The organism is Spongiactinospora sp. 9N601 (assembly GCF_044326295.1).
GTDB classification, from domain to species: domain Bacteria; phylum Actinomycetota; class Actinomycetes; order Streptosporangiales; family Streptosporangiaceae; genus Spongiactinospora; species Spongiactinospora gelatinilytica.
Window position 1 is genome coordinate 127,196 of sequence record NZ_JBIRBB010000020.1, and the last position, 25,847, is coordinate 153,042.

Consider the following 25,847-nt stretch of genomic DNA (forward strand, 5'->3'; position numbering starts at 1 on the left):
GGACCCATGGGCAGGGGCGGCCCCGGGGCCACATACCGGCCCTGGGGCGTCGACCCTGTCCGGGGTCAGGCGCGCAGGCGCAGGCCGCGTGGGGTGGGGTGGAAGCCGGCCGCCTCCAGGGCGGCGGCCAGTGGGGAGTCGTTGATCGAGGCGCCGTCCGCGCGCTCGACCGTGAGCTTGCCGAGCGCCCCGTCGCGTACGGCGAGGGCCAGTGCGTCCACCGCCGGCTGCACCCGGTCGTCGCCCGCGAACGACAGCAGCGTCTTGCCGCCACGCTCGACGTACAGCACCAGGTGCCCCTCGACCATCACCACCAGCGCCCCGGCCTTGCGCCCCGGCTTGTGGGTGACCTCCCCGGGATGGGCCGGCCAGGGCAGCGCCGCGCCGTACGGGTTGGCCGGGTCGGCGGCGGCCAGCACCACCGCCCGGCGCGCGCCCGTCTCGCCCGCCGAGCGGCCGGAGCCGCCCGCGGGCGGGGCCATCGCGCGCATCCGGTCGACCGCGCCGGGCAGCGCGAACTGGGCTCCGCCGAGCCCCTCCACGAAGTAGCCCCGCCGGCACCGGCCACCTTCCTCGAACGCCCGGAGCACCCGGTAGACGGCCGAATAGCCGCCGGGCGACCGCTCGCCCGCGACCGCGCCCCTGGTGACCACGCCGTGCCGTTCGAGCAGCACCTCGGCCTGTGCGTGGGCGCGCTGCGTGCCGTCTTGTGAGGGGGCGGGCAGCGCCCACCACCGGCCGCCGACCGTCGGCGGCCCGCTGCGGGTCGGCAGCACCGCTCGCCGCCTGCGCCCGCCGGCCGGGCGATGGGCGGGCCGCCCGGTGCCGAGCGTCGCCCGCAGCGGGGCCAGCGTGTCGCCGGTCACCTGACCGGACCACACGAGGTCCCACAGCGCTCTGGACAGGGCCGCGTCATCGGGCACCGCCTCGGCGCCGTCGGGCAGCGCCCTGCTGAACACCTGATTGGCCAGCTCACGGAAGAACACCGCCCCGCCGCCGCCCAGCACCGCGAGGATCTGCTCGTGCACCGGCGTGCGGGTGATCTCGGCCGGCTCGGGCAGCAGCAGCGGGGCCGTGTCGGCGAAGTAGAGCGACACCCAGCCGTCGCCGCCCGGCAGCGTGCCCTGCCCGGCCCAGATCACCTCGCCGGACGCGGTCAGCTCGTCCAGCAGCGCGGGGGAGTAGCCGGGCACGCGGGACGGCAGCACCAGCGTCTCCAGCGCCGACGCGGGCACGGCGGCCCCCTGCAACTGCTCGATCGCGTTGACCAGCGCGTCCATCGCCCGGCCCGGCCCCTGCCCGCCGCCGGGCCGCCGGGTGTACGCCGCACCGTCGGATCGCTCGGACCGGTCGGCGACCGCCGAACCGGCGATCCCATGCCACACCGGAGCGAAAGCCGCGAAGGTCTCCGGCGCGACCGGCTCGACCTCCCTGCGCAGCCGCGCGAGCGACCTGCGGCGCAGCAGCCGCAGCACGCCCGCGTCGCACCACTCCTCGCCCCGCCCGCCGGGCCGGAACTCGCCGCCCACCACCCGGCCGCTCGCCGACAGCCGGGTCAGCGCGTCGCTCACCACGGCGACGCCCAGCCCGAACCGGGCCGCCGCCGTGCTCGCGGGGAACGGCCCCCGGGTGCGGGCGTGCCGCGCCACCAGGTCGCCCAGCGGGTCGGCCACCGGCTCAAGGAAGGCGACCGGGAGCCCCACCGGCAGCGGCGCGCCCAGCGCGTCGCGCAACCGGCCGGCGTCTTCGATGGCCGCCCACTGCTCCACCCCCGCCACCCGCACGCGGATCGCCCGGCGCTCGCGCTCCAGGCCCGTCAGCCAGCCCGGATCGCCTTCCCGCACCAGCACGTCGTCGGCCAGCAGCGGCCCGTGCGAGCGGAGCAGGTCGGCGAGGTCTTCGGCGTCGCGCAGCGGCCGGTCGAGGCGGGCCAGCTCGCGCTCGGTGTCGGCGATCACGTCGGGGTCGAGCAGCTCCCGCAGGTCGGCCTGGCCGAGCAACTCGGCGAGCAGCCGGGTGTCCAGCGCGAGGGCCTGCGCGCGGCGCTCGGCCAGGGGGGCATCGCCCTCGTACATGAACGCGCCGACGAAGTCGAACATCAGCGACGCCGCGAACGGCGACGCCTGGGAGGTCTCCACCTCCACCACGCGCACCCTCCTGGCGGCGACGTCGCGCATCAGCCGCACCAGGCCGGGTACGTCGAAGACGTCTTGCAGGCACTCGCGCATCGTCTCCAGCACCACGGGGAACGAGCCGTAGGAACCGGCCACGCCGAGCAGGTGCGCGGCCCGCTGCCGCTGCTGCCACAGCGGTGTACGCCTGCCCGGACTGCGCCGGGGCAGCAGCAGCGACCGCCCCGCGCACTCCCGGAATCGGGAGGCGAACATCGCCGACCCGCCCAGCTCCTCGACCACGATCTGCTCGATCTCCTCCGGGTCGAAGGCCGCCACGTCGGAGGGCGCGCCGTCGAAGGTGTCGGGCACGCGCAGCACGATGCCGTCGTCGGAGTGGACGGCCTGCACGTCGGTGCCGTAGCGCTCGCGCAGCCGCCGCCCGATCGCCAGGGCCCAGGGGGCGTGCACCCGCGCGCCGTACGGCGAGTGGACCACCACCCGCCAGTCGCCCAGCTCGTCGTGGAACCGCTCGACCAGCAGCGTGCGGTCATCGGGCACGTAGCCGGTGGCTTCCCGCTGCTCGTCGAGGTAGGCCAGCAGGTTGGCGGTCGCGTGGTCGTCGAGCCCGGCCGCCCTGACCCGCTCCTCGCCGCCGCCCTCGGCCATGCCGCGCAGGAACTCGCCGATCGCCCGGCCCAGCTCGGCGGGCCGGCCCGCCGTATCGCCGTGCCAGAACGGCAGCTTGCCCGGCTGCCCGGGGGCGGGGGAGACCAGCACCCGGTCGGTCGTGATGTCCTCGATCCGCCAGGAGGTGGCGCCCAGCACGAACACGTCGCCGACCCGCGACTCGTAGACCATCTCCTCGTCCAGCTCGCCCACCCTGGACGACTTCTCCCCGACCAGGAACACCCCGAACAGGCCGCGGTCGGGGATCGTGCCGCCGCTGGTGACCGCCAGCCGCTGGGCCCCGGGCCGGCCGCGCAGCGTGCCGGTCACGCGGTCCCACACGATGCGCGGGCGCAGTTCGGCGAACTCCTCGCTGGGATAGCGCCCGGCCAGCATGTCGAGGGTCGCCTCCAGCGCGCTGCGCGGCAGCGTGGCGTAGGGGGCGGCCCGCCGCAGCACCGCATCCAGGTCATCGACCGTCCAGTCGTCCATCGCGGTCATCGCCACGATCTGCTGGGCCAGGACGTCGAGCGGGTTGCGCGGATAGCGCAGCTCCTCGATGGCGCCCGCCTTCATCCGCTCGGCGACCACCGCGGTCTGCACCAGGTCACCGCGGTACTTGGGGAAGATCACCCCACGGGACACCGCGCCCACCTGGTGCCCGGCCCTGCCGATGCGCTGCAGGCCGCTCGCCACGCTCGGCGGGGCCGCGACGCACGCCACCATGTCGACCGAGCCCATGTCGATGCCCAGCTCCAGACTGGAGGTGGCCACCACGGCGGGCAGCCGCCCGGACTTCAGCGCCTCCTCGATCTGCGCCCGCTCCTGTTTGGACACCGACCCGTGGTGCGCCCGCACGACCTCCGGGATCGCCCCTTTGCTCGCCCCCGCCTGGGCCATCATCTCGGCGGGGACCGGCTGCCCGGCGGCCTGCACGCCGCCGGCCCGCGCGTGGGCCAGCTCGTTGAGCCGGGTGCACAGCCGCTCGGCCAGCCGCCGGGAGTTGGCGAAGACGATCGTCGAGCGGTTGGCCTCGATCACGTCGAGCAGCCGCTCCTCGACGTGCGGCCAGATGGAGCGCTTGGCCGAGTCGGGCTCCGGCGCCCACGACTCGGGCTCCTCACCGGTCGTCGCCCCGCCGCGCGCCGGGGCGTCGAGCTGCGTCATGTCCTCGATGGGGACGACCACATCGACGTCGATCACCTTGTCGGACGGCGGCTGAACCACCGTGGCCGGGCGCGCCCCGCCCAGGAACGCCGCCACCTCCCCGACCGGCCGGACCGTCGCGGAAAGGCCGATCCGCTGCGCGGGGCGGGGCAGCAGCGCGTCGAGCCGCTCCAGGCTCAGCGCCAGATGGGCCCCGCGCTTGGTCGCGGCGACCGCGTGGACCTCGTCGACGATGACCGTCTCCACGTCGGCGAGCGCGCTCCTGGCCTGGCTAGTGAGCAGCAGGAACAGCGACTCGGGGGTGGTGATCAGGATGTCGGACGGCTTGGCGGCGAACCTGCGGCGGTCGTCGGCGGGCGTGTCGCCGGACCGGACCGCGACCGAGATCTGCGGGGCGGGCACGCCCAGGCGCACGGCGGTCTGCCGCAGGCCGGTCAGCGGCGCGCGCAGGTTGCGCTCGACATCGACCGCCAGTGCCTTCAGCGGCGAGACGTAGACCACCCGGCACCCGCGCCCGCCGTCTTGCGGCGGGTCGCCCGCCCGCTCGGCGGCGAGCCGGTCGATGGACCACAGGAACGCCGCCAGCGTCTTGCCCGAACCGGTGGGGGCCACCACCAAGGTGTTGTCACCCCGGGCGATCGACGCCCACGCCCCTTCCTGCGCGGCGGTGGGCGCGGCGAACGCGGCGGCGAACCACTGCCTGGTCAGGTCGGTGAAATGGACGAGCGACGAACCGGTCATGGCCCCATGATGCAACGTGCCACCGACAATTCCGCCGGGCGGCCTGCCGCCGGTCCACCGGCTCTGATCAGCAGAATGTCGCCTTCGTGGGGGATTGAGGGGGGATGGCGGCGGAGATAGAGGACGGATATGAGCATCGACCACGCGGCGATCGAAGCGGCCAGGGCCCGGATCAGATCCTCGCACGTGCGCGACCACCGCCCGCCGAGCAGCGCGCGCGGCCTTCACCATGTCGCGCTCCTGTCCTCCGACGTGGAGCGCACCATCGCCTTCTATCAGGACCTGCTGGAGTTCCCGCTCACCGAGATCGTGGAGAACCGCGACTACAAGGGGTCCAGTCACTTCTTCTTCGACATCGGCAACGGCAACCTGCTCGCCTTCTTCGACTTCCCCGGGCTCGACCTCGGCCCCTACCGCGAGGTGCTGGGCGGGCTGCACCACATCGCCATCTCCGTGAACCCCGCCACCTGGGAACGGCTGCGCGGCAGGCTCGAAGCGGCCGGCGTGCCGCACGACATCGAGAGCGGCGCGTCGATCTACTTCCGCGACCCCGACAACGCGCGCCTCGAACTCCTCGCCGACCCTCTCGGCGAGATGTACGGCTCCCGCGTGCTCTGACCGCTTCTACACATGCGGCCCGGCCGCCGTGCCCCTCATCCGCCGCATCGGCGGCGGGTTGCCCTTGGGCCGGCGCGGGCGGGCGCGGGTGAACGGCTCGGCGGTGGCGCCGCGCCGCTCGGAGCGCGCCGCCTTCTCCTGCTGGACGGCGGCGCGGACCTGTGAGAGCAGCGCACGGCGGCGGGCGCGGCGGGCGGTCTTCTGAGCGGGGGTGAGCGCCAGGACGGTCGCGGCGAGCACGCCGGCGACGACGCCGATAAGGGGGAGCTTCGCCATGGCGGGGTTCTACCCAAGCGCCGCCGTACCTCAAGCGCGGGCCGAGGGCCCAAAGGGACGTGCCGCCCGTTGCTTGCCCCATACTGGGGTGATGCGTCTATCCGACTTCTGGGACCGCATGCGCCGGCACTTCGGCGAGGCGTACGCCGAGTCGTGGGCACGTGACTACGTCATCGCCGAGCTGGGCGGGCGGACGGTCACCCAGGCGCTGGCCGAGGGCGTGGCCGCGAAGACCGTGTGGCGGGCGGTCTGCAAGGTGACCGACGTCGACGCCAAGCTCCGCTGACCTTCGCCGGCCGTTCAGCGGTCCTCCGCCAGCAGCTCCTTGACCATGTCGGCGGCCTGCTCGGGGAGGTCGGCCCCTTCCTGGCCGCCGGGGGACCACAGGAACAGCCAGCCGTTCTTGGACGGCGTGGCGAACACGATGGTCTGCTTGCCCGTGGTGGGATGCCAGATCCACAACATGGGGTCGGAGCCCCCGAGCATTCTGCCGATCAGCCCGCGTTCGGGCAGGCGGGCGGAAAGCTCGTCAAGGTAGGCGCGGCGTTGCTCGGCGAACGTGCTTGTCACGGGGCACCTCGCAGTCGTCTCCCTCCAGGATCACTCCAGGTCAGCACAGTGACAACAGGTCGACCGGAATGCCCGGGAATGTCGCTTGGAGGATGGGTGTGGGGCGCGTGTTCGCGGGCGATCGAACAGCCGTTCGGCTATATTGGAGCGACCGACTACGGCCGAGTGCCGGAAAATGTCGGTGGCAGCGCGTAGCTTTCACGCGACGATAACGACACACCACGACACCCTTCCAGGGGGCATCCATGGCACCCAATGACCGCGAGAAGGCCCTTGAGACGGCGCTCGCCCAGATCGAGCGCCAGTTCGGCAAGGGCTCGGTCATGCGCCTCGGCGACGACACGCGTCCCCCGGTCGAGGTGATTCCGACCGGTTCCATCGCGCTCGACGTCGCCTTGGGCATCGGCGGATTCCCGCGCGGCCGGATCGTAGAGGTCTATGGTCCCGAGTCCAGCGGTAAGACGACCGTCGCCCTGCACGCGGTGGCCAACGCGCAGCGGGCGGGGGGCATCGCGGCGTTCATCGACGCCGAGCACGCCCTCGACCCCGAATACGCACGCAAGCTCGGGGTCGACACCGACGCGCTGCTGGTCTCCCAGCCCGACACGGGCGAGCAGGCGCTGGAGATCGCCGACATGCTGATCCGCTCCGGCGCCGTCGACCTCATCGTCATCGACTCGGTCGCGGCCCTGGTGCCGAAGGCCGAGATCGAGGGCGAGATGGGCGACAGCCACGTCGGCCTCCAGGCCCGCCTGATGTCCCAGGCGCTCAGGAAGGTCGCCGGCGCGCTGAACAACACGGGCACGACCGCGATCTTCATCAACCAGCTCCGCGAGAAGATCGGCGTCATGTTCGGCTCGCCCGAGACCACGACCGGTGGCAAGGCGCTGAAGTTCTACGCCTCGGTCCGGCTCGACGTCCGGCGCATCGAGACGCTCAAGGACGGCACCGAGCCGGTCGGCAACCGCACCCGCGTCAAGGTCGTCAAGAACAAGATGGCCCCGCCCTTCCGCCAGGCCGACTTCGACATCCTCTACGGCGTGGGCATCTCCCGCGAGGGCGGCCTCATCGACATGGGCGTGGAGCACGGCTTCGTCCGCAAGTCCGGCGCCTGGTACACCTACGAGGGCGACCAGCTCGGCCAGGGCAAGGAGAACGCGCGAAACTTCCTCAAGGGGCACCCCGACATCGCCAACGAGATCGAAAAGAAGATCAAGGAGAAGCTGGGCGTGGGCCCGCGCCTCGACGCCCCGGCAGAGCCTGCCCCCGCCGCTCCTCCCACACCCCCGGCCACCACCCCGCCCCGCGCCGCCGCCCCCCGTAGCAGCAAGACCACGACCCCCAAGCCCGGAGACGTCTGATCGACCCACCCAATGCCCCGAACGACCCCGGTGCCCCACCCCCAGACCACCGACCCAAAACGCCCACCCCGCCCCCTCCACGCCACCGGCCGCTGAGGGGTCGGACAGACGCACCCGGCGTTTTCGTCAGGGCGCCGGGCTGTCGACGGGCCCTTGGGCTGGAACGCTCGCCCCGGCCTTTCCCGGTCGGCCGATGGCTCTGGTGCGCAGGACCGAAGCCTCGACGACGCGTGGCCGGTGGACGGCGAGGGTGTGCGTACCGGGTTGGGGGCTGTTGGCGGGCTTTTGAGGTGGAATGTCCGCTTCGGCCTTTCCCGGTCGGCTGATGATTCTGGCTCTGGCCCGCTGGGCCGAAGCCTCGCGTGGTCGGCGGGCGGGCGTTGGTGGTGGTTCGTGTACCGGGTGGCGGCAGGTGTCCGGGGCGGCTGGTGATTCGGAGGGGCTGGTGCCCTGGGTTTCGTTGGGGCGGTGGGCTGTTGGTGGGTCTTTGGGCTGGAACGCTCGTCGCGGCCTTTCCCGGTCGGCCGATGGTTCTGGCTCGCAGGGCCGAAGCTTCGGTGATGCGTGGCCGGTAGGTGGCGGGGGCGTGGTGCGTAGGGGGTGGTTGTAGGTGTCCTCTGAGGGGGCGGGGGCTGATTCGGAGGGGCTGGTGTCTGGACGGCGGGCGGCTGCTGATGGGCCTTTGGACTGGAACGCCCGTCCAGATCTTTCACCGTCTGCTGACGACGTCGGCTCTACCCCGCAGCGTCGTGGTCGCCGCGAACTCGGCGATGCCTCCTCATTCGAGGAGTCGCCGGTGGGCGAGGAGGGCTTGGGGCGCGGTGGTTCGCGGGCGGGGCGGCGGTCCGATGGCGGTTCGGCGAGACGGCGGCGCGGCGGGCGGGGGGCGATGTCCCGATCCTCGGCCGGTGGTGGGCCGGGGGCCGATCAGGAAGGGCCGGTGCCGGGGTCGCCGGCCAGTGAGGGCCCGGATGCCGACCCGGAGGCGGTGGCGCGGTCGATCTGCCTGCGGCTGCTGACCATGGCGCCACGTACTCGGGCACAGCTCGCCGACGCGCTGCGCCGGCGCGAGGTCCCGCAGGCGGCGGCCGACGCAGTCCTCGCCCGCTTCTCCGAAGTGGGTTTGATCGACGACAAGGCGTTCGCCGACGCCTGGGTCACCTCCCGCCACGCAGGTCGCGGGCTGGCCCGGCGGGCCTTGGCGGCCGAGCTGCGGCGGCGCGGCGTCGATGACGACACCGTTCGCGACGCGGTCGATCGCCTCGACCCCGAAGAGGAGGCCGAGACCGCCCGCCGCCTCGTGGCCCGCAAGCTCCCGTCCACCCGTGGTCTCCCGGGCCCGGTCCGCACCCGCCGCCTCGCCGGCATGCTGGCCCGCAAGGGATACTCCTCCGGCCTGGCCTTCCGCATCATCCGCGAGGCCCTCGAAGCCGACGGCCTCGACTCCACAGACCTCCCCGAAGAACTCGACTGACCCCACCGCGGACCCGCCGCACCCCACCGGCTCCGGACAAGGTGGCCGGCGCCACGGACCCTTGCCTGGACACCGTCGAGGGCGCCCCTTGAGGTGGCTTGCTCGTCCTCCTGGCGGTCCCCAGGGTGAGGCCCGTCCGAGGAGGGCGTCTGGACGCGGCCCGCGCGGGTCTTGGCGGTTGAGATTTCCGCACGTCGCGGCAGGCGCACCTGCCCAGAAGGAACTGGTCTTCCGGTTTGCGGTGGGTGCCTCCGTCCGGCCCGCGCGGACCTTGGGACGCTCGGGGTTCGTCGTGGCATCCGTTCGTCCGCCGGGAGAGGTCACGGGGGTGTGAGGTCCAGGGTGAGGACGTCCATGGTGGGGGCGGAGAGGGCGTCGGGGCGGAGGGTGGCGCGGCGGGTCCAGCCCCACTTGGCGTAGGCGGAGCAGGCCGCGATGTTGCCCGGGCGGACGAGGAGGGTCGCCCGGGTTTCCGGGCGGCTCAGCAGGAGTTCGTCGTGGAGGGCGCGGGCGATGCCGCGGCGGGTCCAGGCGCGGCGCACCATGAGCGCCGAGAGCGCGAAGGTCCGGTGCCCGTCCTCGCGGGCGAACCCCGGCTCCGGCGGGCACACCAGGCCCTTCCACCAGGTGGCCCCCGAGCGTTCGTCCAGCGGCCAGCCCCACGCCTGTCCCACCGGCTCGCCGTCCTCGTACGCCACGACGAGCTCGAACCCCTGGTTGGCGACGTACCGATCGAAGTGCCCGATGAACTCCGCGTCCCCCGCGGACGGGTCGCCCCCCGCGATCTCTCTGACGCACGCGCCGCGGTGGATGAGTGAGACGACGGCACGGACGGCGCGGGCGTCGTTTCGGCTGTGCCGTCTGACCACCAGGCCGGCCATGATCGATCACTCCTCTGCTCCATGCCCAATACGTGCAGTCCCCTCCGCACATCCACTATTCCGTGCGGTGTCAGGGTTGAATGTGGTGATTTGGGGGATGTTGTGGGACGGCGTCGTATGAGCGGGAACTAGCTTGACAGGTGGCCTTTGCTTGCCCGTTACCTCTTCGACGCTTAATCTCGACGACAGTGAGGAGTCACTCCGCGCTGTGCGGATTGCCATAACGGTGTACGACGGACGAACGGGCTCGATGGTGAGGCAGGTACGGTGTCGATCGGTGACGGTCGGTGCCTTACCTGACGCGGGTTGATATCTGTCCTGGCGGCGCCAGCGGTTGGTGCTTCCGTGCCGTGGGTGTGACCTTCGCGGGCTAGAAGATCGCTACGCGAGGAGGCTGGGGGCGCGCATGGAGACTGCTGTGGTGGTCGCCCTGACGGTGGCGGTGCTCGTCTTCGCCGTGGTGGCGATCGCCGCGCTGGTCGTACTCGCGCGCCGTACCGGAGCCATCGGCCCCCGCGCGACCGGGCCCGGGCCGGAGGAAGTGGCCGAGGTCCAGGCGGAGCTGGAGCGGGCCAGACACGAGGCCGGCGAGATCCGTACCCGTGCGGAGGCCGAGGCGAGTGAGATCGTCAGCCGCTCCGAGGCCGCCGAGAAGAGCGCGATCAAGCTGCGCCAGGAGGTCGAGGAGGAGACCCGGGTCCTCAAGTCGGAGCTGAAGGAGTTCCGGGCCGACCTGGAGCGGCGGGAGAACCGGCTGGCCGAACGCGAGCAGCGGCTGGACGAGGAGGCGCGTCGGCAGGCGGAGCGGGGCAGGAAACTCGCCGAGACCGAGACCGAGCTGGCCGACCGGCGCGAGGATCTCCTGCAGATCGAGGAGGAACGGCGGGCGATCTTGGAGCGGGTCTCCGGCCTCACCGCCGAGCAGGCCAAGAACGAGCTGGTCAAGGAGATCGAGAACCAGGCCAAGCGCGAGGCCGTGCTGTTGATCAGAGAGATCGAGAGCGACGCCCGCAAGGAGGCGGAAAAGCGCGCCTGCAAGATCGTGACGCTGGCCGTGCAGCGGGTCGCGACCGAGCAGACCGCCGAGTCGGTGGTCTCCGTCCTGCACCTGCCGGGCGATGAGATGAAGGGCCGCATCATCGGCCGCGAAGGGCGCAACATCCGGGCGTTCGAGTCGACGACGGGGGTCAACCTGATCATCGACGACACCCCGGAGGCGGTACTGCTCTCCTGCTTCGACCCGGTTCGCCGGGAGACCGCGCGGCTGACGCTGGAAAAGCTGGTGCTCGACGGGCGGATCCACCCCCAGCGCATCGAGGAGGCGCACGAGCGCAGCCGATCCGAGGTCCAGGACCTCTGCGTCCGCGCCGGTGAGGACGCCCTGGTGGAGCTGGGCATCACCGACATGCACCCCGAACTGATCACGCTGCTCGGCCAGCTCCGCTACCGCACCTCCTATGGCCAGAACGTGCTCAAGCACCTCGTCGAGTCCGCGCACATCGCCGGGATCATGGCCGTGGAGCTGGGCATGGACCCCAAGCTGCTCAAGCGCTGCACGGTGCTGCACGACATCGGCAAGGCCCTCACCCACGAGGTCGAGGGCAGCCACGCGCTGATCGGCGCCGAGATCGCCCGCAGGTACGGCGAGCACGAGGACGTCGTCCACGCGATCGAGGCCCATCACAACGAGGTCGAGGTGCGCACCGTGGAGGCCGTGCTCACCCAGGCCGCCGACGCGATCAGCGGCAGCCGCCCGGGCGCGCGGCGCGAGTCGCTGGAGGCGTACGTCAAACGGCTGGAGCGCCTGGAGCAGATCGCCCAGTCCTTCGACGGGGTGGAGAAGGTGTTCGCCATGCAGGCCGGCCGCGAGATCCGCGTCATGGTCAAGCCCGACACCGTGGACGACATCCAGACCCAGGTGATCGCCCGTGACGTCGCCAAGCAGATCGAGGAAGAGCTGACCTACCCGGGGCAGATCCGCATCACCGTCGTGCGAGAGTCGCGCTCGACGGAGTTCGCGCGCTGATCAGTTCACCGGCCCGCCCAGAAGATCTGCTGGTAGAAGGCCAGTTCGGCGGCCAGCGCGGCGCTGCGCGTCTCGGCCCGGCGAAAGCCGTGCGACTCGCCCTCGAAGGTGAGGTACGTGCACGGCACGCCGTGCTCGGCCAGCGCCGCCGCGAACGCCTCGGACTGCGCGGGCGGCACCACCGGGTCGTCGAGCCCCTGGAGCAGCAGCATCGGGCAGCGCACGTCGCCCGCGCGGGCGAGCGGCTCGCGGGAGGCGTACAGCACCGGGTCTTCGGCGCCGACCAGCCATTCGACGTAACGTGACTCGAAGTCGTGCGTGGTCGCGTTGAGCGGCGCGAGGGCGCTCACGCCGTAGTAGGACACACCGCCGGCGAAGGCCCGGGAGGCGCAGCAGGCCGCGAGTGCGGTCCAGCCGCCGGCGCTGCCGCCGCGCACGGCGATCCGCGTCTCGTCCGCCAGGCCCTCGGCGACCAGCCACTCGGCGGCGGCGATGGTGTCCTCAACGTCGATGACGCCCCACTGGCCGCGCAGCCGCTCCCGGTAGGCGCGGCCATAGCCGCTGGACCCGCCGTAGTTGACGTCGATGATCCCGATCCCGCGGCTGGTGAAGAACGCGCGTTCGAGGTCGAGCGCGCGGACCGCGTGCGCGGTGGGGCCGCCGTGCACCACCACGACGTACGGCGGCAGGCCCTCGCCCTGGGCGACCGGATTGGCCGGCGGGTAGACGATCGCGTGCACGCGCCGCCCGAAGCGGCTCTCGAACTCCACGGCCCGCGCCTCCGGCAGGTAGGCGATGTCGGGAAGCTCCTCCACGTCGCGGCGCAGCCCTTCGACCCGGCCGGTCACCGCGTCGATCCGCACCACCGAACCGGGCACCGCCGCGCCGTACGCGATGCCGGTGAGCGTCATGCCGTCGGCCGCGAGCGAGGGCGCCCAGCCGTCGTAGGGCACGTCAAGGTCGGTGAGCGTGCCCGTGTCCGGGTCGAGGATGGCCGGCCGGAGGTCGCCGCGGCCGTGCAGCACCGCGAGCCGCCCGTCGCCGAGCACGGCGTACGGCGCGTAGCCCAGCCGCCACAACGCCCCGGCGAACTCCTCCTCGGCCGGATGAAGCGCCTGCGACGAAGTGCCGTAAATGCCGATCTGGTAGAGATTCCACCAGCCCGACCAGTCGGAGACCAGGTAGAGGTGCCGGTCATCGCGCCACTGCGGGGCGAGCACCGACTCGCTCTGACCGCCTTTGACCGTCCAGGAGTGGCCGTCGGCGAGGCGCGTGACCCGCAACTCGGTGCCCTGCCACGGCATCCGCGGGTGGTTCCAGCAGATGTAGGCGAGATGTGCGCCATCAGGGGAGATAGTGGGGAAGGCGTAGAAGTCGCTGCCGGTGACGTGCTCGGTGGGGTCTGCCCCGGCATGACCGATGCCGGGGTCGTCAAGGGGGATCGACACGATCGCCCGGTCCACCTTGCCGTCGTCGTGGTGGCGCTCACGCACCGCCCACACCCGCCCGTCGCGAATGTGCAGGTCGGCGTACCGCAGCCCGGCGTGCCGCTCCGGATCAGGGGTGAGGGCCACCGGCGCCGCGTCTCCGGTCATCAGGTAGAGCCGCTGGTCGGCGTGGTTGGCGAAGACCAGCGGACCATCGGGCGCGACCGCGTACGACCGCCCGCCGTACTCGTGCACCCGGGACCTGGCGCTCCACGGCGCGGACAGCAGCTCGCGGCGGGTGCCGTCGGCGGCGCGGTGCATGATCGTGGTGCGCCCGCCCTCCGCCGGACGGTCTTCGCTCCACCACACCTCATCGCCCAGCACACTGGGGAATCCGAGGCTGAGACCGGCTCGGGCGACGTCGGAGGTGGAGATCGGTGAGGGCCAGGCGGTGTAGGGCACGGTGGTGGTCCGGGTCGGCGGTCGCTCGGGGGACATAGCCGCATCCTGCCGGAAAAGGCGGCCGTCCGTCTCCCTTTGGCCCTCCCTTTACGTGAGTACGCCACTTGCTCAGGCGTTCAGGTAAATGGCGAGGCGGTCGCCGCGAAACTCCGGCGACCGCCTCAAGGGACCCTCAGAGCTGTCCCATGCCGGCCCCGGCCGGGCCGGGCACCGCGGACAGCCCGATCGGCCGTGCCGCACTCTTACGGCTGCGCCTGCTGCGCCGCTCCAGCCAGGTGGCCAGCGCGCTGAGCAGCATGTTCAGGCCGATGTAGATGATCCCGATGACGATCGCCGCGGGGATCAGCGACCCGGGGAAGTTCGGCGGAATGATCTTGAAGCCGAAGTTCAGCAGGTCCACATAGGCGATGATGTAGCCGAGCGCGGTGTCCTTCAGCAGCACCACCAACTGGCTGACGATGGCCGGCATCATCGCGGTGACGGCCTGCGGCAGCAGGATGCGCCACAGCACGCCGGTCTTGCGCAGCCCGATCGCGTACGCCGCCTCCGACTGCCCGCGCGGAACCGCGAGCACGCCGGCCCTGATGATCTCCGCCAGCACCGACCCGTTGTAGAGGGTCAGCCCCGCGACCACCGCGATCAGCGTGTAGTCACCGCCGCCGAGCACCGAGGGCAGCAGGTAGAAGACGAAGAAGATCAGCAACAGCAGCGGAATCGCCCGGAAGACCTCCACGACCACCCCGGCCGGGATCCGGACCCAGCGGTGGTCGGACAACCGGGCAAGACCGAAGATCGCGCCGAAGAACAGCGCGAACACCGCCCCCAGCGCAGCCGCCTTGAGCGTGCCGATCAGGCCGGGAACGATGAAGTTGGTCCAGGTCGTGGGCCGGAGGAAGGGCTCCCAGATCTCCGCCCGCCACTGCCCCTTCTCGTCGAACTTGCTGTAGACGAACCACGCGATCGCCAGCAGCGCCACCAGCGCCACCGCGGTCAGCAGGTGGTTGCGCAGCCGCGCCCGCGGCCCGGGGGCGTCGAAGAGGAGGGACGCGCCGCCGTTCATCGGGCCACCGCCAGTCGCTTGGCCAGCCAGCCGGTCAGGAATCCGATCGGCAGCACCACCACCATGAAGGCCACCACGATGCCGAGGAAGATGGGGATCGACACGCCGGTGGTGTCGAAGGTGTCCTTCATCACGAACGCCACGTCGGCCAGGTAGCCCGCGGCGATGGCGACCGTGGTGTTCTTGATCATCGCGATCATCACGTTGCCGAGCGGCGCGATGACGGCCCGGAACGCCTGCGGCAGGATGATCAGGGTGAGCGACTGCAGGAACGTCAGCCCGATCGCCCGGGCCGCCTCCGCCTGCCCGAACGGCACGGTGTTGATGCCCGCGCGCAGCGCCTCACAGACGAAGGTGGAGGTGTAGGCGGTGAGGCCCAGCACCACCAGCCAGAACCCGTTCGTGCTCGGCTCATCGGAGAAGATGAGCCCGATCTGATCGCTGAGCCCGAGCGAGGAGAAGGCCAGGACCAGGGTCAGCGGTGTGTTACGCGCGATGTTGACATAAGTCGTGCCCGCCGCCCGGAGTACCGGAGTGGGGGAGACCCGTATGCCGACCAGGATCGTGCCGAAGATCAGCGACAGCACACCGCACACCGCCGACAGCTTCAGGTTCTCCGCGAAACCGGCCAGCAGGTCCGGCGCGTATTCGATCAGTTCATCCATCGTGCTCCAGCCACGGGTGCGGCGGCGGCAGGTGCCGGCTCGCGCCGGTCACCGGCCGCCGCGTACGTGAGAGAAGTGCGAAGAGTCGCGGCGAACCCTACGCGCAGGTCTCGAACTGCGGCGCGGCCGTGGGCGCGGTGAGCCCCTTCGCCTTGCCGAACCACTTGTCGAAGATCTGCTTGGCGGTCCCGTCGCTGTACATCTTGGTGATCGCCTTGTTGACCGCCTCGCAGGTCTTGGTGTCGCCCTTCTTCAGGCCGACGCCGTACTTCTCGTCCGTGAACGGGTCGCCGAGGATCTTGTAGTTTCCGCCCTGCGCGGCGAACCCGGCCAGGATCAGGTCGTCGGTGGTCACCGCGTCCAGGTTGTTGCCGCTCAGCTTGGAGACGCACTCGGAGTAGTTGCTCGCGCCGACCAGCTTGGCGTCCAGGTCGAGCTTGCCGTCCGGCGGCGGGTCGGTGATCCGCTTGTAGGAGTTGGAGCCCGCGGCCTGGCAGATCCGCTTGCCCGCGAGGTCGGTCGCCTTGGCGATCTCCGAGGCGTCGCCGCGGACCATGGTGTCCTGGTGGGCCACGATGTACGGCCCGCCGAACGTCACCTTGGCCTTGCGCTCCTCGGTGATCGAGTAGGTGGCGAAGATGATGTCGACGGTGCCGTTGGCGAGGAACGGCTCACGGTTGGAGGAGGCGGACTCCTTCCATTCGATCTGGACGTTCGGGTCGCCCGAGATCTCCTTCACGACGTACTTCGCCACGTCCACGTCGAAGCCCTGCGGCTCGCCGCCGCCGGTGTTCAAGCCCAGGCCCGGCTGGTCCCATTTGGTGCCGACCACGATCCGCTTGGTGTTCTTCACCTTGTCGACGACCGAGGTGGCCCGATCGGTCTTGCCGCCGGCGTCGCCGCCGCCTCCACTGCCGCCGCCGCACGCCGCCAGGCCCAGCGTCAGCGCGCCCGCTGCGGCGAGCGCCGCGCCGAAACGTCCTACCCGCATTTACGTACCTCTTCTTCCTAAAGGATGGGGCCTAAAGGTTGGAGCCTAAAGGTGGGGAGCCTAGGGGGGTGAGAGTCGCGTTCGCGCGAGGTCGGTGGTTCAGTGGGTGAGGATCTTCGACAGGAAGTCCCTGGCCCGGTCGGTCCTGGCGTTGGTGAAGAACTCGTCGGGGGTGTTCTGTTCGACGATCTGGCCGTCGGCCATGAACACGACCCGGTTGGCGGCCCTGCGGGCGAATCCCATCTCGTGGGTGACCACGACCATGGTCATGCCGTCCCTGGCCAGGCCGATCATGACGTCGAGCACCTCCTGGACCATCTCCGGGTCCAGCGCCGAGGTGGGCTCGTCGAACAGGATCAGCTTCGGGTCCATGGCCAGCGCACGGGCGATGGCCACCCGCTGCTGCTGCCCGCCGGAGAGCTGCGCCGGGTACTTGTCCGCCTGGTTGGCGATGCCCACCCGGTCGAGCAGCTCCATCGCGCGCGTGGACGCCTCCTTGCGCGCCTTCTTGCGGACCTTCATCGGCCCCAGTGTGACGTTCTCCAGGATCGTCTTGTGGGCGAAGAGGTTGAACGATTGGAACACCATGCCGACCTCGGACCGCAGCCGGGCCAGCGCCCTGCCCTCCTCGGGCAACGGTGTCCCGTCGAAGATGATCTGGCCCTCGTCGATCGTCTCCAGGCGGTTGATCGTTCTGCACAGCGTCGATTTGCCCCCGCCGGAGGGCCCGATGACGACCAGCACCTCGCCGCGGTCCACGGTCAGGTCGATGTTCTTCAACACATGCAGCGCGCCGAAGTGTTTGTTGACCCCGACCAGGCTGACGAGTGGAGTCGCGTCCCCGTTCTCCGTCATGGTGGTCAACGTTATGCAGGTGAAGGGCACCCGTCACTAACCGCCGGGTACCGATCCGATCACGGCGGGTTGACGAACACTCCGTTGGTGCCCCAGGTCACAGGGGCAGGGGCCCGTCCCGTACGTGAGTGATGCCCGCTCCCGTCCGGATGACGCTTACTCTTGTCATCGAGATGAATGTCACCGAGGAGAGCGCCCGCGCCGGCGATGGCCGCACCTACGAGGTCCGGACCTACGGGTGCCAGATGAACGTACACGACTCCGAGCGGCTCGCCGGGCTGCTGGAGGACGCGGGCTACGTGCGGGCGGACGACGGCCAGGCCGCCGACGTGGTCGTGTTCAACACCTGCGCGGTGCGCGAGAACGCCGACAACCGCCTCTACGGCAACCTCGGGCACCTGCGCCCGGCCAAGACCCGCAACCCGCGCATGCAGATCGCGGTCGGCGGCTGCCTGGCGCAGAAGGACCAAGGGGAGATCGTCCGCAAGGCGCCGTGGGTGGACGTGGTGTTCGGCACCCACAACATCGGGTCGCTGCCGGTCCTGCTCGAACGCGCCAGGATCGCGCGCGAGGCGCAGGTCGAGATCAAGGAGTCGCTGGAGGTCTTCCCCAGCACGCTGCCGACCAAGCGCGAGTCCGCCTACGCCGCGTGGGTGGCGATCTCGGTCGGCTGCAACAACACCTGCACCTTCTGCATCGTGCCGTCGCTGCGCGGCAAGGAGAAGGACCGCCGCCCCGGCGACGTCCTCGGCGAGGTCCGCACGCTCGTCGAGCAGGGCGTGCTGGAGGTGACGCTGCTCGGCCAGAACGTCAACACCTACGGCGTCGAGTTCGGCGACCGGCTGGCGTTCGGCAAGCTGCTGCGCGCCTGCGGCGAGATCGACGGCCTGGAACGCGTGCGGTTCACCTCGCCGCACCCGGCAGCGTTCACCGACGACGTGATCGCCGCCATGGCCGAGACGCCCAACGTGATGCACCAGTTGCACATGCCGCTGCAGTCCGGGTCCGACACCGTGCTGCGGGCGATGCGCCGCTCCTACCGCGCCGAGCGCTACCTCGGCATCATCGAGAAGGTCCGCGCGGCCATGCCGGACGCGGCCATCTCCACCGACATCATCGTCGGCTTCCCCGGTGAGACCGAGGCCGACTTCCAGCAGACCCTCGAGGTGGTCCGCGCCTCGCGCTTCGCGCACGCCTACACCTTCCAGTACTCCATCCGCGCCGGCACGCCCGCGGCCACCATGGACGGCCAGGTGCCGAAGGAGGTCGTCCAGGAGCGCTACGAGCGGCTGGTGGCGCTTCAGGAGGAGATCTCCTGGGAGGAGAACCGCGGGCAGGTCGGCAAGGTGGTCGAGGTTCTGGTGGCCGAGGGCGAGGGGCGCAAGGACGACGCGACCCGCCGCCTGTCCGGCCGCGCCCCGGACAACCGGCTCGTCCACTTCGCGCCGGGGCAGGAGCAGCCGCGGCCGGGCGACATGGTCCGTGTCGAGATCACCTACGCGGCCCCGCACCACCTGGTCGCCGACGGCCCGCCGCTGTCGCTGCGCCGCACCCGCGCGGGCGACGCGTGGGCCGGCCGCCAGGCCGGTCCGGCGTCCAGTCCCGGCGTCATGCTGGGCATGCCTGCCATCGGCCGCCCCGCCGCCACCGCCGTCCAGCCCACCGGCTGTTCCTGAGCCGCCGGGCCCGGCCGCTCAGCGCCTGCGGAGCCGGTCGAGGAACTGGTCGCAGTACGGCCGGCGGAAGTCGTCGAAGGTCGCGCACGGGTTGGGGCCGCGCCAGGTGACCGAGGGGCGCGGCGCGGGCTGTGGCCGGGGTTGTGGCTGGGGCTGTGGTTGGGGCTGTGGTTGGGGGGCCGGGGCCGGTTGACGGCGGGGAGCCTCCCGCTCGGGCCGGCGTACCGGGGCGTGGCGCGCTCCGCCGTTCCGGCGCGTCTTGGCGGCGGGCGGGCGGGGCGCCTGACGTCCGGCGGTCGGAGGGGGCCCGCCCGGGGCCGTTCTGTCCGCTGAATCCGCTGAATCCGCTGGATCTCCTTGGTTTCCGCCCGGTCCCGGGACCGCCGCCTTGTCCCGGGGCGTATCGGCGGTGGCGGGCGTCGGCGTGCCGCTGCCCGGCACCCATCCGGAGAACTCGCCGGACGGCTGCGGCCCCGGCCGCCCCGCCGTGCCCACCGGCTGTCCCGGGCGCGGACGTGGGGTGCCGTCACTCGTTGTCGATCGCTCCGGTGACCCGGAATTCGCGTTCTGGCCAGCCGAAAAGGCCAGGAAGACTCCGGCGCCCGCGGTGCCGAGGACGGCGACCGCGCCCGCGACCGCTACCCAGGAGCGCCGCTGACCCGCGAAAAGTCGTGAGATGAGGGACAAGGTGTGATTCCTTTGTGATCCTTGTGCGCCGTTTTCGTTACTGGGGTTAGTGTGGTCCAGCACCCTCGGAAACCGTGCTGGTTTCCACCGATACGACCGCAGGGAGTTGTCAACTCATGCAACGGCACGTCCGATCATCGACGGGCCACACCGATCCGCCCGAGTACGACGAGACCGAGAACGCAGAGTCCAGGAACACGAAGTCCAGGAGGAGGGGAGGGAGCAGGCGCGGCCAGGCCATAGCCGCGGGTGCTCTCGTCGCCGTCCTCGCCGCGGGAGGCGTCGCCTTCGCGGTGTTCAACGACACCGGCGGCGCCGCGCCCGGCGGGGGTGCCACGACCGGCCGGCCCGCGGACCGCGCGGGCGGCGTCGCCGAGCCCGGCGGGCGCGGCGAAGCGAAGGAGGGCACCACAGAAGACGCGCCCTCCGTGGAGGCCCACTCCGGCCCCGACGCCGACCCCGGCGGCGGCCCGGACGACACCGCCGATCCCGCCGATCCCGGCGGCGGCGGCAACGCCGGCCGCGAACCGGAAAAGGACCCAGGAAAGGATGAGGACTCCCCGCAGACCCCGCCGAAGAACAACGGCGGACAGACGGAGGAGGTCGACGACTGGCCGAGCGACGGCCCTCCCGGCCTGATCTCCGGCCGAGGCCCCCAGTAGAGGTCTGCGCGATGGCCTTTCTGGTCTGATCTCAGGTCGGGGTCCGCGGTGCGGTCCGTGCGACGGCCTTTCTGGTCTGATCTCCGGTCGGGGTCCGCGGTGCGGTCCGTGCGACGGCCTTTCCAGGCTGATCCCTGGCCGAGGTCCGCAGTGGGGGTCCGTGCGGTGGTCGTTCCGGGCTGGTTCCCGGCCGGGGCCCGCCGTAAAGGGCTCAGCGCGCACTTCCGGGCGTCGTGGCGGCCCGCCGTACCGCTTTCCCGAGCCGGTACGGTGGGCCGTACGCTGTCCTGGCTCCACCGCGCTCCCGGTGGGGCGCGGGCGCGCCGATGTGCCCCCCGCTGATGCCCGGAAGGCCCGCGCCGAATAGGGTCCGGCACATGAGCACTCACTACGACGTGGTAGTCCTGGGCGCGGGGCCCGGCGGATACACCGCCGCGGTGCGAGCCGCGCAGCTCGGCCTTCAGGTGGCGGTCGTCGAGGAGCGGTACTGGGGCGGCATCTGCCTCAACGTGGGATGTATCCCCTCCAAGGCCCTGTTGCGCAACGCGGAGCTCGCGCACATCTTCACCCATGAGGCGAAGACGTTCGGCATGCGCGTCGACGGCACCGTCTCCTTCGACTACGGCGAGGCGTTCAAGCGCAGCCGCAAGGTCGCCGACGGCCGCGTCAAGGGCGTCCACTACCTGATGAAGAAGAACGGCATCACCGAGTACGACGGGCGGGGCACGTTCACCGACGCGCACACGCTCCAGGTCGCCCGCACCGACGGCGGCAGCCAGACGGTGACCTTCGACAACTGCATCATCGCCGCGGGCACCACGACCAAGCTGCTGCCCGGTACGACGCTGAGCGAGCGGGTGGTGACCTTCGAGGAGCAGATCCTCGCCGACCGGCTGCCCGGCAGCGTCATCATCGCCGGGGCGGGCGCGATCGGCGTGGAGTTCGCGTACGTGCTCAACTCCTACGGCGTCAAGGTGACGATCGTGGAGTTCCTGGACCGCATCGTCCCGCTGGAGGACGCGGAGGTGTCCGCCGAACTCGCCAAGCGCTACCGGCGGCTCGGCATCGAGGTGCTGACCTCCACCAAGGTCGAGTCGATCGACGACTCCGGCGATCAGGTCCAGGTCACCGTCTCACGCAACGGCGAAGAGCAGAAGCTCGCGGCCGACAAGGTCCTGCAGGCGATCGGGTTCCAGCCCAGGGTCGAGGGCTACGGGCTGGAGAACACGGGGGTCGCGCTGACCGAGCGCGGCGCGATCGCGGTGGACGGGCGCGGCCGTACGAACGTGCCGCACATCTTCGCGATCGGCGACGTCACCGCCAAGCTGATGCTGGCGCACGCGGCCGAGGCGATGGGCATCGTGGCGGCCGAGACGATCGGCGGCGCGGAGACAATGGAGATCGACTTCGTGATGGTGCCGCGCGCGACGTACTGCCAGCCGCAGGTGGCCAGCTTCGGCTGGACCGAGGCGCAGGCGCGGGAGCAGGGCTTCGACGTCAAGGTGGTGAAGTTCCCCTTCACCGCCAACGGCAAGGCGCACGGCCTCGGCGACCCCAACGGTTTCGTCAAGGTCATCAGTGACGCCAAGTACGGCGAGATCCTGGGCGCCCACCTCATCGGCCCCGAGGTCACCGAACTCCTCCCCGAACTGACCCTGGCCCAGCAGTGGGACCTGACGGTCCACGAGGTCGGCCGGAACATCCACGCCCACCCCACCCTGGGCGAGGCCGTCAAGGAGGCCGTCCACGGGCTGGCCGGCCACATGATCAACATGTGACCCCGACCGGCCCCGCACGACCGTGAGCGGGGGTGACCACCGGCGGCCACCGGCCTTGGTGCGGAGCCCCCTTCTTGCGGATGAACGGCAGGGTTGAGCCCGTTCAGGGGCCGGACGGCTCAAGGAGCCAGGACGAAGTGCCCCCCGCTGCTGTCTCTGACGGCGGTGAAGTGTCTGCGGTCAAGGGTGGCTATCTGGCGGGTGCCGAGCCTTTCCGCGATCGCGACCACGGAGGCGTCCACCGCCCCCAGCGGGAAATCGGCATACTTCACTACCAGGGCCTGCATTCGCGCGATGTCGCCGAGTTGCAGCCCCTCCATTGTGAGCTCGCCGTCGGCGACGGCTTCGAGGAAGGCGGCCTCGGCTTCCGGGCCGACGCGCTTTTCCAGCAGCCAGCACACTTCGGTCAGCACGGGGACGGGCACCACCAGGGGGCCGGGGTGTGACTGGAACAGCCTCATGCAACGCGCGTGATCTTCATCTTTCCGGTTCAGCACTGCGTAGAGCGGCCCGGTGTCGCAGATCAGCATGGATCGGAACGGAAACCGTCACGAATGATCTCCTCGGAACGCCGGGCCGTGTCGGGCTCGTCGGAGATGATCCCGGCGAACGAGAAGCGGCGATGCGGAGCGCCCGCGCGAGGCGCGGCGGTTTCCGGCTCGTTCTGCACGAGCTTGAGCACGACCGCGTGGACCTGCCGCGCCTGGTCCGGGGTCAGCCGGTCGACCAGGCGATGGAGGTCGTCGTACTCCTCATGGGCCACGCTCATGCCTCAAGTCTAGTTCGCGAGTCATGATCACTTATGGTGAACACGGTAAGTGATGATTTGGTCGCTTTTGGTTCATGTTCGCTTCGGGACGGGGATTCTGGTGAGGTCGTGGGCCAGGATGATGTCGCCGGAGAAGGTCTTGGCGGCCTCGTCGAGGAAGCGGGGCTCGTCGGCGGGGTCGTAGCGTTCGGAGAAGTGGGTGAGCACCAGGCGGCGGGCGTTGGACTCGGCGGCGATCCGGCCGGCCTGGGCGGCGGTCAGGTGGCCGTACTCCTCGGCGAGGCGGGCCTCGGCGGACAGGTACGTCGACTCGATCACCAGCAGGTCGGCGCCCTCGGCGAGCCGGAAGGCCGCGTCGCACAGCCGGGTGTCCATCACGAAGGCGGCGCTCTGGCCCGGGCGGGGCTCGCTGCACTCCGCGAGGGTGACGGTGGAGCCGTCGGGGGCGGTGACGGAGCCCTCGCGCTGGAGGTGGCCGATGAGGGGGCCCGTCAGGCCGCGGGCGCGCAGGCGGCCGGGGAGCATGCGCCGGCCGTCGGGCTCGTCGAGGCGGTAGCCGTACACGGGAACGGTGTGGGACAGCGGAAGCGCGGTCAAAGTGACCGGGCCCGCGGGCAGGGTGACGGAAGGGCCGGCGAGGGGGCGTTCGGCGATGACGGTGGTGTCGGCGAACAGGGTCGCGTGCCGCAGCCGCCGCCAGTACGCCTCGCCGCTCGCCGGGTAGGCGGCCGTCACCTGGTGGGCGACGCCGTCGCGGGCGATCCGCTGGACGACGCCCGGCACGCCCAGGCAGTGGTCGCCGTGCAGGTGGGTGACGCAGATCCAGGTGATGTCGTGGGCGCTCAGCCCGGCGTGCGACATCTGCCGCTGGGTGCCCTCGCCCGGGTCGAACAGGAAGCCCTCGCCGTCCCAGCGCAGCAGGTAGCCGTTCTGGTTGCGCAGCCGGGTGGGCACCGCGCTGGACGTGCCGAGGACGATCAGTTCGCGAATGGACACGGACCCCATGCTAGGGAGCGGCCCGCCCGTGCCCGCCCGTGCCCGCCCGTGCCCGCCCGTGCCCGCCTACGTTGCGGGCACATAGAATTCGGTGGTGGAAAGCGTGGCATTCGGCGCGGTTCCGACCCCGCTCGGGCAGCTCGCCGTCGCCGTCACCGAGGTCGGGCTGGCCGCCCTGATCTGGGGCGACACACCGGAGCGGCGGGCGGGCGCGGCGCGGCGGCTGGGGCTGCCGATGGCGGACGGCGACCCAGACGGGCGTACGGCGGGCGTGCTCACCGAGCTGACCCGCTACTTCGCGGGCGAGCTGCGGTCCTTCAGCGTCCCGGTGGACTGGCGGCTGCTCTCGCCGGTCCAGCAGCGGGTGCTCGGCACCTTGCACGGGCGCGTGCCGTACGGCAGGGCGGTGACCTACGGCGAACTGGCCGAGATGAGCGGCGGCGGCGTGCCCGCGCGGGCGATCGGCTCGATCATGGGCGCCAACCCGATCCCGATCGTGGTGCCGTGCCACCGTGTGGTGGCCGGCGACGGGCTCGGCGGCTTCAGCGGCGGGACGGGCGTGGAGTCCAAGCGCTGGCTGCTCACCCTGGAGGGCTACCTGCAGCCGATGCTCGACTGGGAGATGTGAGCCCACAAGACGAGGGCGGGGCCGTGCCCTCCCGGCACGGCCCCGTCGTCTGCCCATGTCACCCGCACGGGTAGGCGGGCCGGCGGGTCAGCCTTCCCGGCCGTCGCCGCCCTGGGTGCGCTTGCGGGCCTCTTCGGCGGCGTGGTCGATCTGGTCGTCGTAGCGGCCGCCGGTCTTGTCCTTGGCCCACTGCGAGCCCTTGTCCACGATGTCGTCCGCCGGGCCTTCGGCCTGACGCGGGACGTCGTGGGTCTTGCCGCTCTGGCCGCCGAACATCTCCTTGAGCTTCTCCATGATCGACATGATGGATTCCCCCGAATCGATCTATATTTCCCCTCACCCCATGCATACCCAGGCAGTTGACACACTTATCGGCGTGACAGAGCGACCCGTGGTAGCCGTCGTCGGCCCGACAGCGGCAGGAAAGTCCGATTTGGCCGTGGATCTGGCCCTCCGGGTGGGGGGTGAGGTCATCAACGCCGACTCCATGCAGCTTTACCGAGGAATGGACGTCGGAACGGCCAAGCTTTCCCCCGAGGAGATGCGCGGTGTGCCGCACCACCTGCTCGGCGTCTGGGACGTCCGCAAGACGGCCAGCGTGGCGGAGTACCAGGGCCTGGCGCGTACGCTCCTCGACGGCATGCTCGCGCGCGGGGTGACGCCGATCCTGACCGGAGGGTCCGGCCTGTACGTCCGGGCCGCGCTGGACGACCTGGAGTTCCCCGGCACCGACCCGGAGGTCCGGGCCAGGCTGGAGGCGGAGCTGGCCGAAGCCGGGCCGCAGGTCCTGTACGACCGGCTGAGCCGCCTCGATCCCGCCGCCGCCGCGGCGATCCTGCCCAGCAACGGCAGGCGCGTCGTACGGGCCCTGGAGGTCATCGAGCTTTCCGGCCGGCCGTTCTCGGCGACCCTGCCGTCCTATGACGCGCTCTATCCCAGCGTCCAGATCGGGATCGAGGTCCCCCGCCCGGTGCTGGACGAGCGGATCGCGCTGCGGGTCGAACGGATGTGGCAGGCCGGGCTGGTGGACGAGGTGCGCGAACTCGCCCGCCACGGTCTCGCCCAGGGCCGTACGGCGAGCAGGGCCCTCGGGTACGCGCAGGTGCTCCGGTACCTGACGGGGGAGTGGACCGAGGAACAGGCCAAGGACGAGACGATCAGGGCCACCCGCAGGTTCGCGCGCCGCCAGGAGTCGTGGTTCCGGCGCGACCCGCGCGTCGTGTGGCTCCGCCACGACTCGCCCGCCCTGCTGGAACGCGCCCTGGACACGCTGGCGGGGGCCGCTCGATAGGCTTGG

General features: G+C 71.3%; 23 protein-coding genes. 10 read left to right on the forward strand and 13 right to left on the reverse strand.

The genetic code is table 11. From position 1 onward, the window contains the following. Window positions 1-65: 65 nt before the first annotated feature. Window positions 66-4,688: an ATP-dependent helicase gene (locus tag ACH34R_RS36665; protein WP_397566181.1), complete on the reverse strand. Its 4,623-nt coding sequence runs from the start codon at window positions 4,686-4,688 to the stop codon at window positions 66-68. Between the two features lie 129 nt (window positions 4,689-4,817). Between ACH34R_RS36665 and ACH34R_RS36670 the strand changes: the two genes are divergently transcribed. Continuing rightward, window positions 4,818-5,306, forward strand: coding sequence for a VOC family protein (locus ACH34R_RS36670; RefSeq protein WP_397566182.1), 489 nt, complete (start codon window positions 4,818-4,820; stop codon window positions 5,304-5,306). A gap of 6 nt (window positions 5,307-5,312) precedes the next feature. Here the strand turns inward: ACH34R_RS36670 and ACH34R_RS36675 are convergent, their stop codons facing one another. Next, on the reverse strand, window positions 5,313-5,582 hold the full coding sequence (locus tag ACH34R_RS36675) for a hypothetical protein (protein WP_397566183.1): 270 nt from the start codon (window positions 5,580-5,582) through the stop codon (window positions 5,313-5,315). 91 nt (window positions 5,583-5,673) lie between these two features. On the opposite strand from ACH34R_RS36675, the gene ACH34R_RS36680 reads away from it, so the two are divergent. Then, entirely contained in the window at window positions 5,674-5,868 is a 195-nt protein-coding gene (locus ACH34R_RS36680) for a DUF3046 domain-containing protein (protein WP_111171073.1), read from the forward strand. 14 nt (window positions 5,869-5,882) lie between these two features. Here ACH34R_RS36680 and ACH34R_RS36685 read toward each other — a convergent pair whose 3' ends face one another. After that, window positions 5,883-6,152, reverse strand: coding sequence for a hypothetical protein (locus ACH34R_RS36685; protein WP_111171074.1), 270 nt, complete (start codon window positions 6,150-6,152; stop codon window positions 5,883-5,885). A gap of 245 nt (window positions 6,153-6,397) precedes the next feature. Here ACH34R_RS36685 and recA point away from each other — a divergent pair, with 245 nt between their 5' ends. Both recA and recX read left to right on the forward strand, forming a co-directional pair. Further along, complete coding sequence (recA, locus tag ACH34R_RS36690; protein WP_397566184.1) at window positions 6,398-7,513, forward strand: recombinase RecA; 1,116 nt, start codon at window positions 6,398-6,400, stop codon at window positions 7,511-7,513. 811 nt (window positions 7,514-8,324) lie between these two features. Further along, entirely contained in the window at window positions 8,325-8,987 is a 663-nt protein-coding gene (gene recX / locus ACH34R_RS36695) for a recombination regulator RecX (RefSeq protein ID WP_397566223.1), read from the forward strand. 320 nt (window positions 8,988-9,307) lie between these two features. Here the strand turns inward: recX and ACH34R_RS36700 are convergent, their stop codons facing one another. Continuing rightward, the gene (locus tag ACH34R_RS36700; RefSeq protein ID WP_397566185.1) at window positions 9,308-9,868 is read right to left on the reverse strand and encodes a GNAT family N-acetyltransferase; all 561 of its coding nucleotides are present in this window, start codon (window positions 9,866-9,868) and stop codon (window positions 9,308-9,310) included. A gap of 406 nt (window positions 9,869-10,274) precedes the next feature. Between ACH34R_RS36700 and rny the strand changes: the two genes are divergently transcribed. Next, window positions 10,275-11,894, forward strand: a complete 1,620-nt coding sequence (gene rny / locus ACH34R_RS36705; RefSeq protein ID WP_397566186.1) for a ribonuclease Y — start codon at window positions 10,275-10,277, stop codon at window positions 11,892-11,894. Between the two features lie 5 nt (window positions 11,895-11,899). Here rny and ACH34R_RS36710 read toward each other — a convergent pair whose 3' ends face one another. From ACH34R_RS36710 to ACH34R_RS36730, 5 genes are all read right to left on the reverse strand, one after another. Further along, window positions 11,900-13,819, reverse strand: a complete 1,920-nt coding sequence (locus ACH34R_RS36710; protein WP_397566187.1) for a prolyl oligopeptidase family serine peptidase — start codon at window positions 13,817-13,819, stop codon at window positions 11,900-11,902. Window positions 13,820-13,955: 136 nt separating this feature from the next. After that, window positions 13,956-14,843: an amino acid ABC transporter permease gene (locus ACH34R_RS36715; RefSeq protein WP_397566188.1), complete on the reverse strand. Its 888-nt coding sequence runs from the start codon at window positions 14,841-14,843 to the stop codon at window positions 13,956-13,958. Further along, window positions 14,840-15,508: an amino acid ABC transporter permease gene (locus tag ACH34R_RS36720; protein WP_397566189.1), complete on the reverse strand. Its 669-nt coding sequence runs from the start codon at window positions 15,506-15,508 to the stop codon at window positions 14,840-14,842. The genes ACH34R_RS36715 and ACH34R_RS36720 overlap by 4 nt, the downstream gene beginning before the upstream one ends. Window positions 15,509-15,605: 97 nt before the next feature. Continuing rightward, the gene (locus ACH34R_RS36725; protein ID WP_397566190.1) at window positions 15,606-16,499 is read right to left on the reverse strand and encodes a glutamate ABC transporter substrate-binding protein; all 894 of its coding nucleotides are present in this window, start codon (window positions 16,497-16,499) and stop codon (window positions 15,606-15,608) included. Between the two features lie 99 nt (window positions 16,500-16,598). Then, window positions 16,599-17,354 (reverse strand): amino acid ABC transporter ATP-binding protein, encoded by a 756-nt coding sequence (locus ACH34R_RS36730; RefSeq protein ID WP_397566191.1) that lies wholly within the window; start codon window positions 17,352-17,354, stop codon window positions 16,599-16,601. A 173-nt stretch (window positions 17,355-17,527) separates the two neighbouring features. Here ACH34R_RS36730 and miaB point away from each other — a divergent pair, with 173 nt between their 5' ends. The 3 genes from miaB (at window position 17,528) to lpdA (ending at window position 22,157) form a co-directional block, all read left to right on the forward strand. Beyond that, window positions 17,528-19,030: a tRNA (N6-isopentenyl adenosine(37)-C2)-methylthiotransferase MiaB gene (gene miaB, locus ACH34R_RS36735; RefSeq protein ID WP_397566192.1), complete on the forward strand. Its 1,503-nt coding sequence runs from the start codon at window positions 17,528-17,530 to the stop codon at window positions 19,028-19,030. Between the two features lie 803 nt (window positions 19,031-19,833). Further along, on the forward strand, window positions 19,834-20,379 hold the full coding sequence (locus ACH34R_RS36740; protein WP_397566193.1) for a hypothetical protein: 546 nt from the start codon (window positions 19,834-19,836) through the stop codon (window positions 20,377-20,379). A gap of 377 nt (window positions 20,380-20,756) precedes the next feature. Further along, the gene (gene lpdA / locus ACH34R_RS36745) at window positions 20,757-22,157 is read left to right on the forward strand and encodes a dihydrolipoyl dehydrogenase (RefSeq protein WP_397566194.1); all 1,401 of its coding nucleotides are present in this window, start codon (window positions 20,757-20,759) and stop codon (window positions 22,155-22,157) included. A 119-nt stretch (window positions 22,158-22,276) separates the two neighbouring features. Here lpdA and ACH34R_RS36750 read toward each other — a convergent pair whose 3' ends face one another. The 3 genes from ACH34R_RS36750 to ACH34R_RS36760 form a co-directional block, all read right to left on the reverse strand. Further along, window positions 22,277-22,687, reverse strand: a complete 411-nt coding sequence (locus ACH34R_RS36750; RefSeq protein WP_397566195.1) for a type II toxin-antitoxin system VapC family toxin — start codon at window positions 22,685-22,687, stop codon at window positions 22,277-22,279. Then, a complete protein-coding gene (locus tag ACH34R_RS36755; RefSeq protein ID WP_111166622.1) occupies window positions 22,681-22,926 on the reverse strand; it encodes a hypothetical protein in 246 nt (81 codons plus the stop codon). Before ACH34R_RS36755 ends, ACH34R_RS36750 begins: the two co-directional genes overlap by 7 nt. Before the next feature lie 72 nt (window positions 22,927-22,998). Beyond that, window positions 22,999-23,922: a ribonuclease Z gene (locus ACH34R_RS36760; RefSeq protein WP_397566196.1), complete on the reverse strand. Its 924-nt coding sequence runs from the start codon at window positions 23,920-23,922 to the stop codon at window positions 22,999-23,001. 94 nt (window positions 23,923-24,016) lie between these two features. Between ACH34R_RS36760 and ACH34R_RS36765 the strand changes: the two genes are divergently transcribed. Further along, entirely contained in the window at window positions 24,017-24,550 is a 534-nt protein-coding gene (locus tag ACH34R_RS36765; RefSeq protein WP_397566197.1) for a methylated-DNA--[protein]-cysteine S-methyltransferase, read from the forward strand. An 87-nt stretch (window positions 24,551-24,637) separates the two neighbouring features. On the opposite strand, the gene ACH34R_RS36770 is transcribed toward ACH34R_RS36765, so the two are convergent. Further along, window positions 24,638-24,844 carry an antitoxin gene (locus ACH34R_RS36770; protein ID WP_397566198.1) on the reverse strand — a complete coding sequence of 69 codons (207 nt, stop codon included), beginning with the start codon at window positions 24,842-24,844 and terminating at the stop codon, window positions 24,638-24,640. Between the two features lie 49 nt (window positions 24,845-24,893). Between ACH34R_RS36770 and miaA the strand changes: the two genes are divergently transcribed. Next, a complete protein-coding gene (miaA, locus tag ACH34R_RS36775; protein ID WP_397566199.1) occupies window positions 24,894-25,841 on the forward strand; it encodes a tRNA (adenosine(37)-N6)-dimethylallyltransferase MiaA in 948 nt (315 codons plus the stop codon). Window positions 25,842-25,847: the final 6 nt, after the last annotated feature.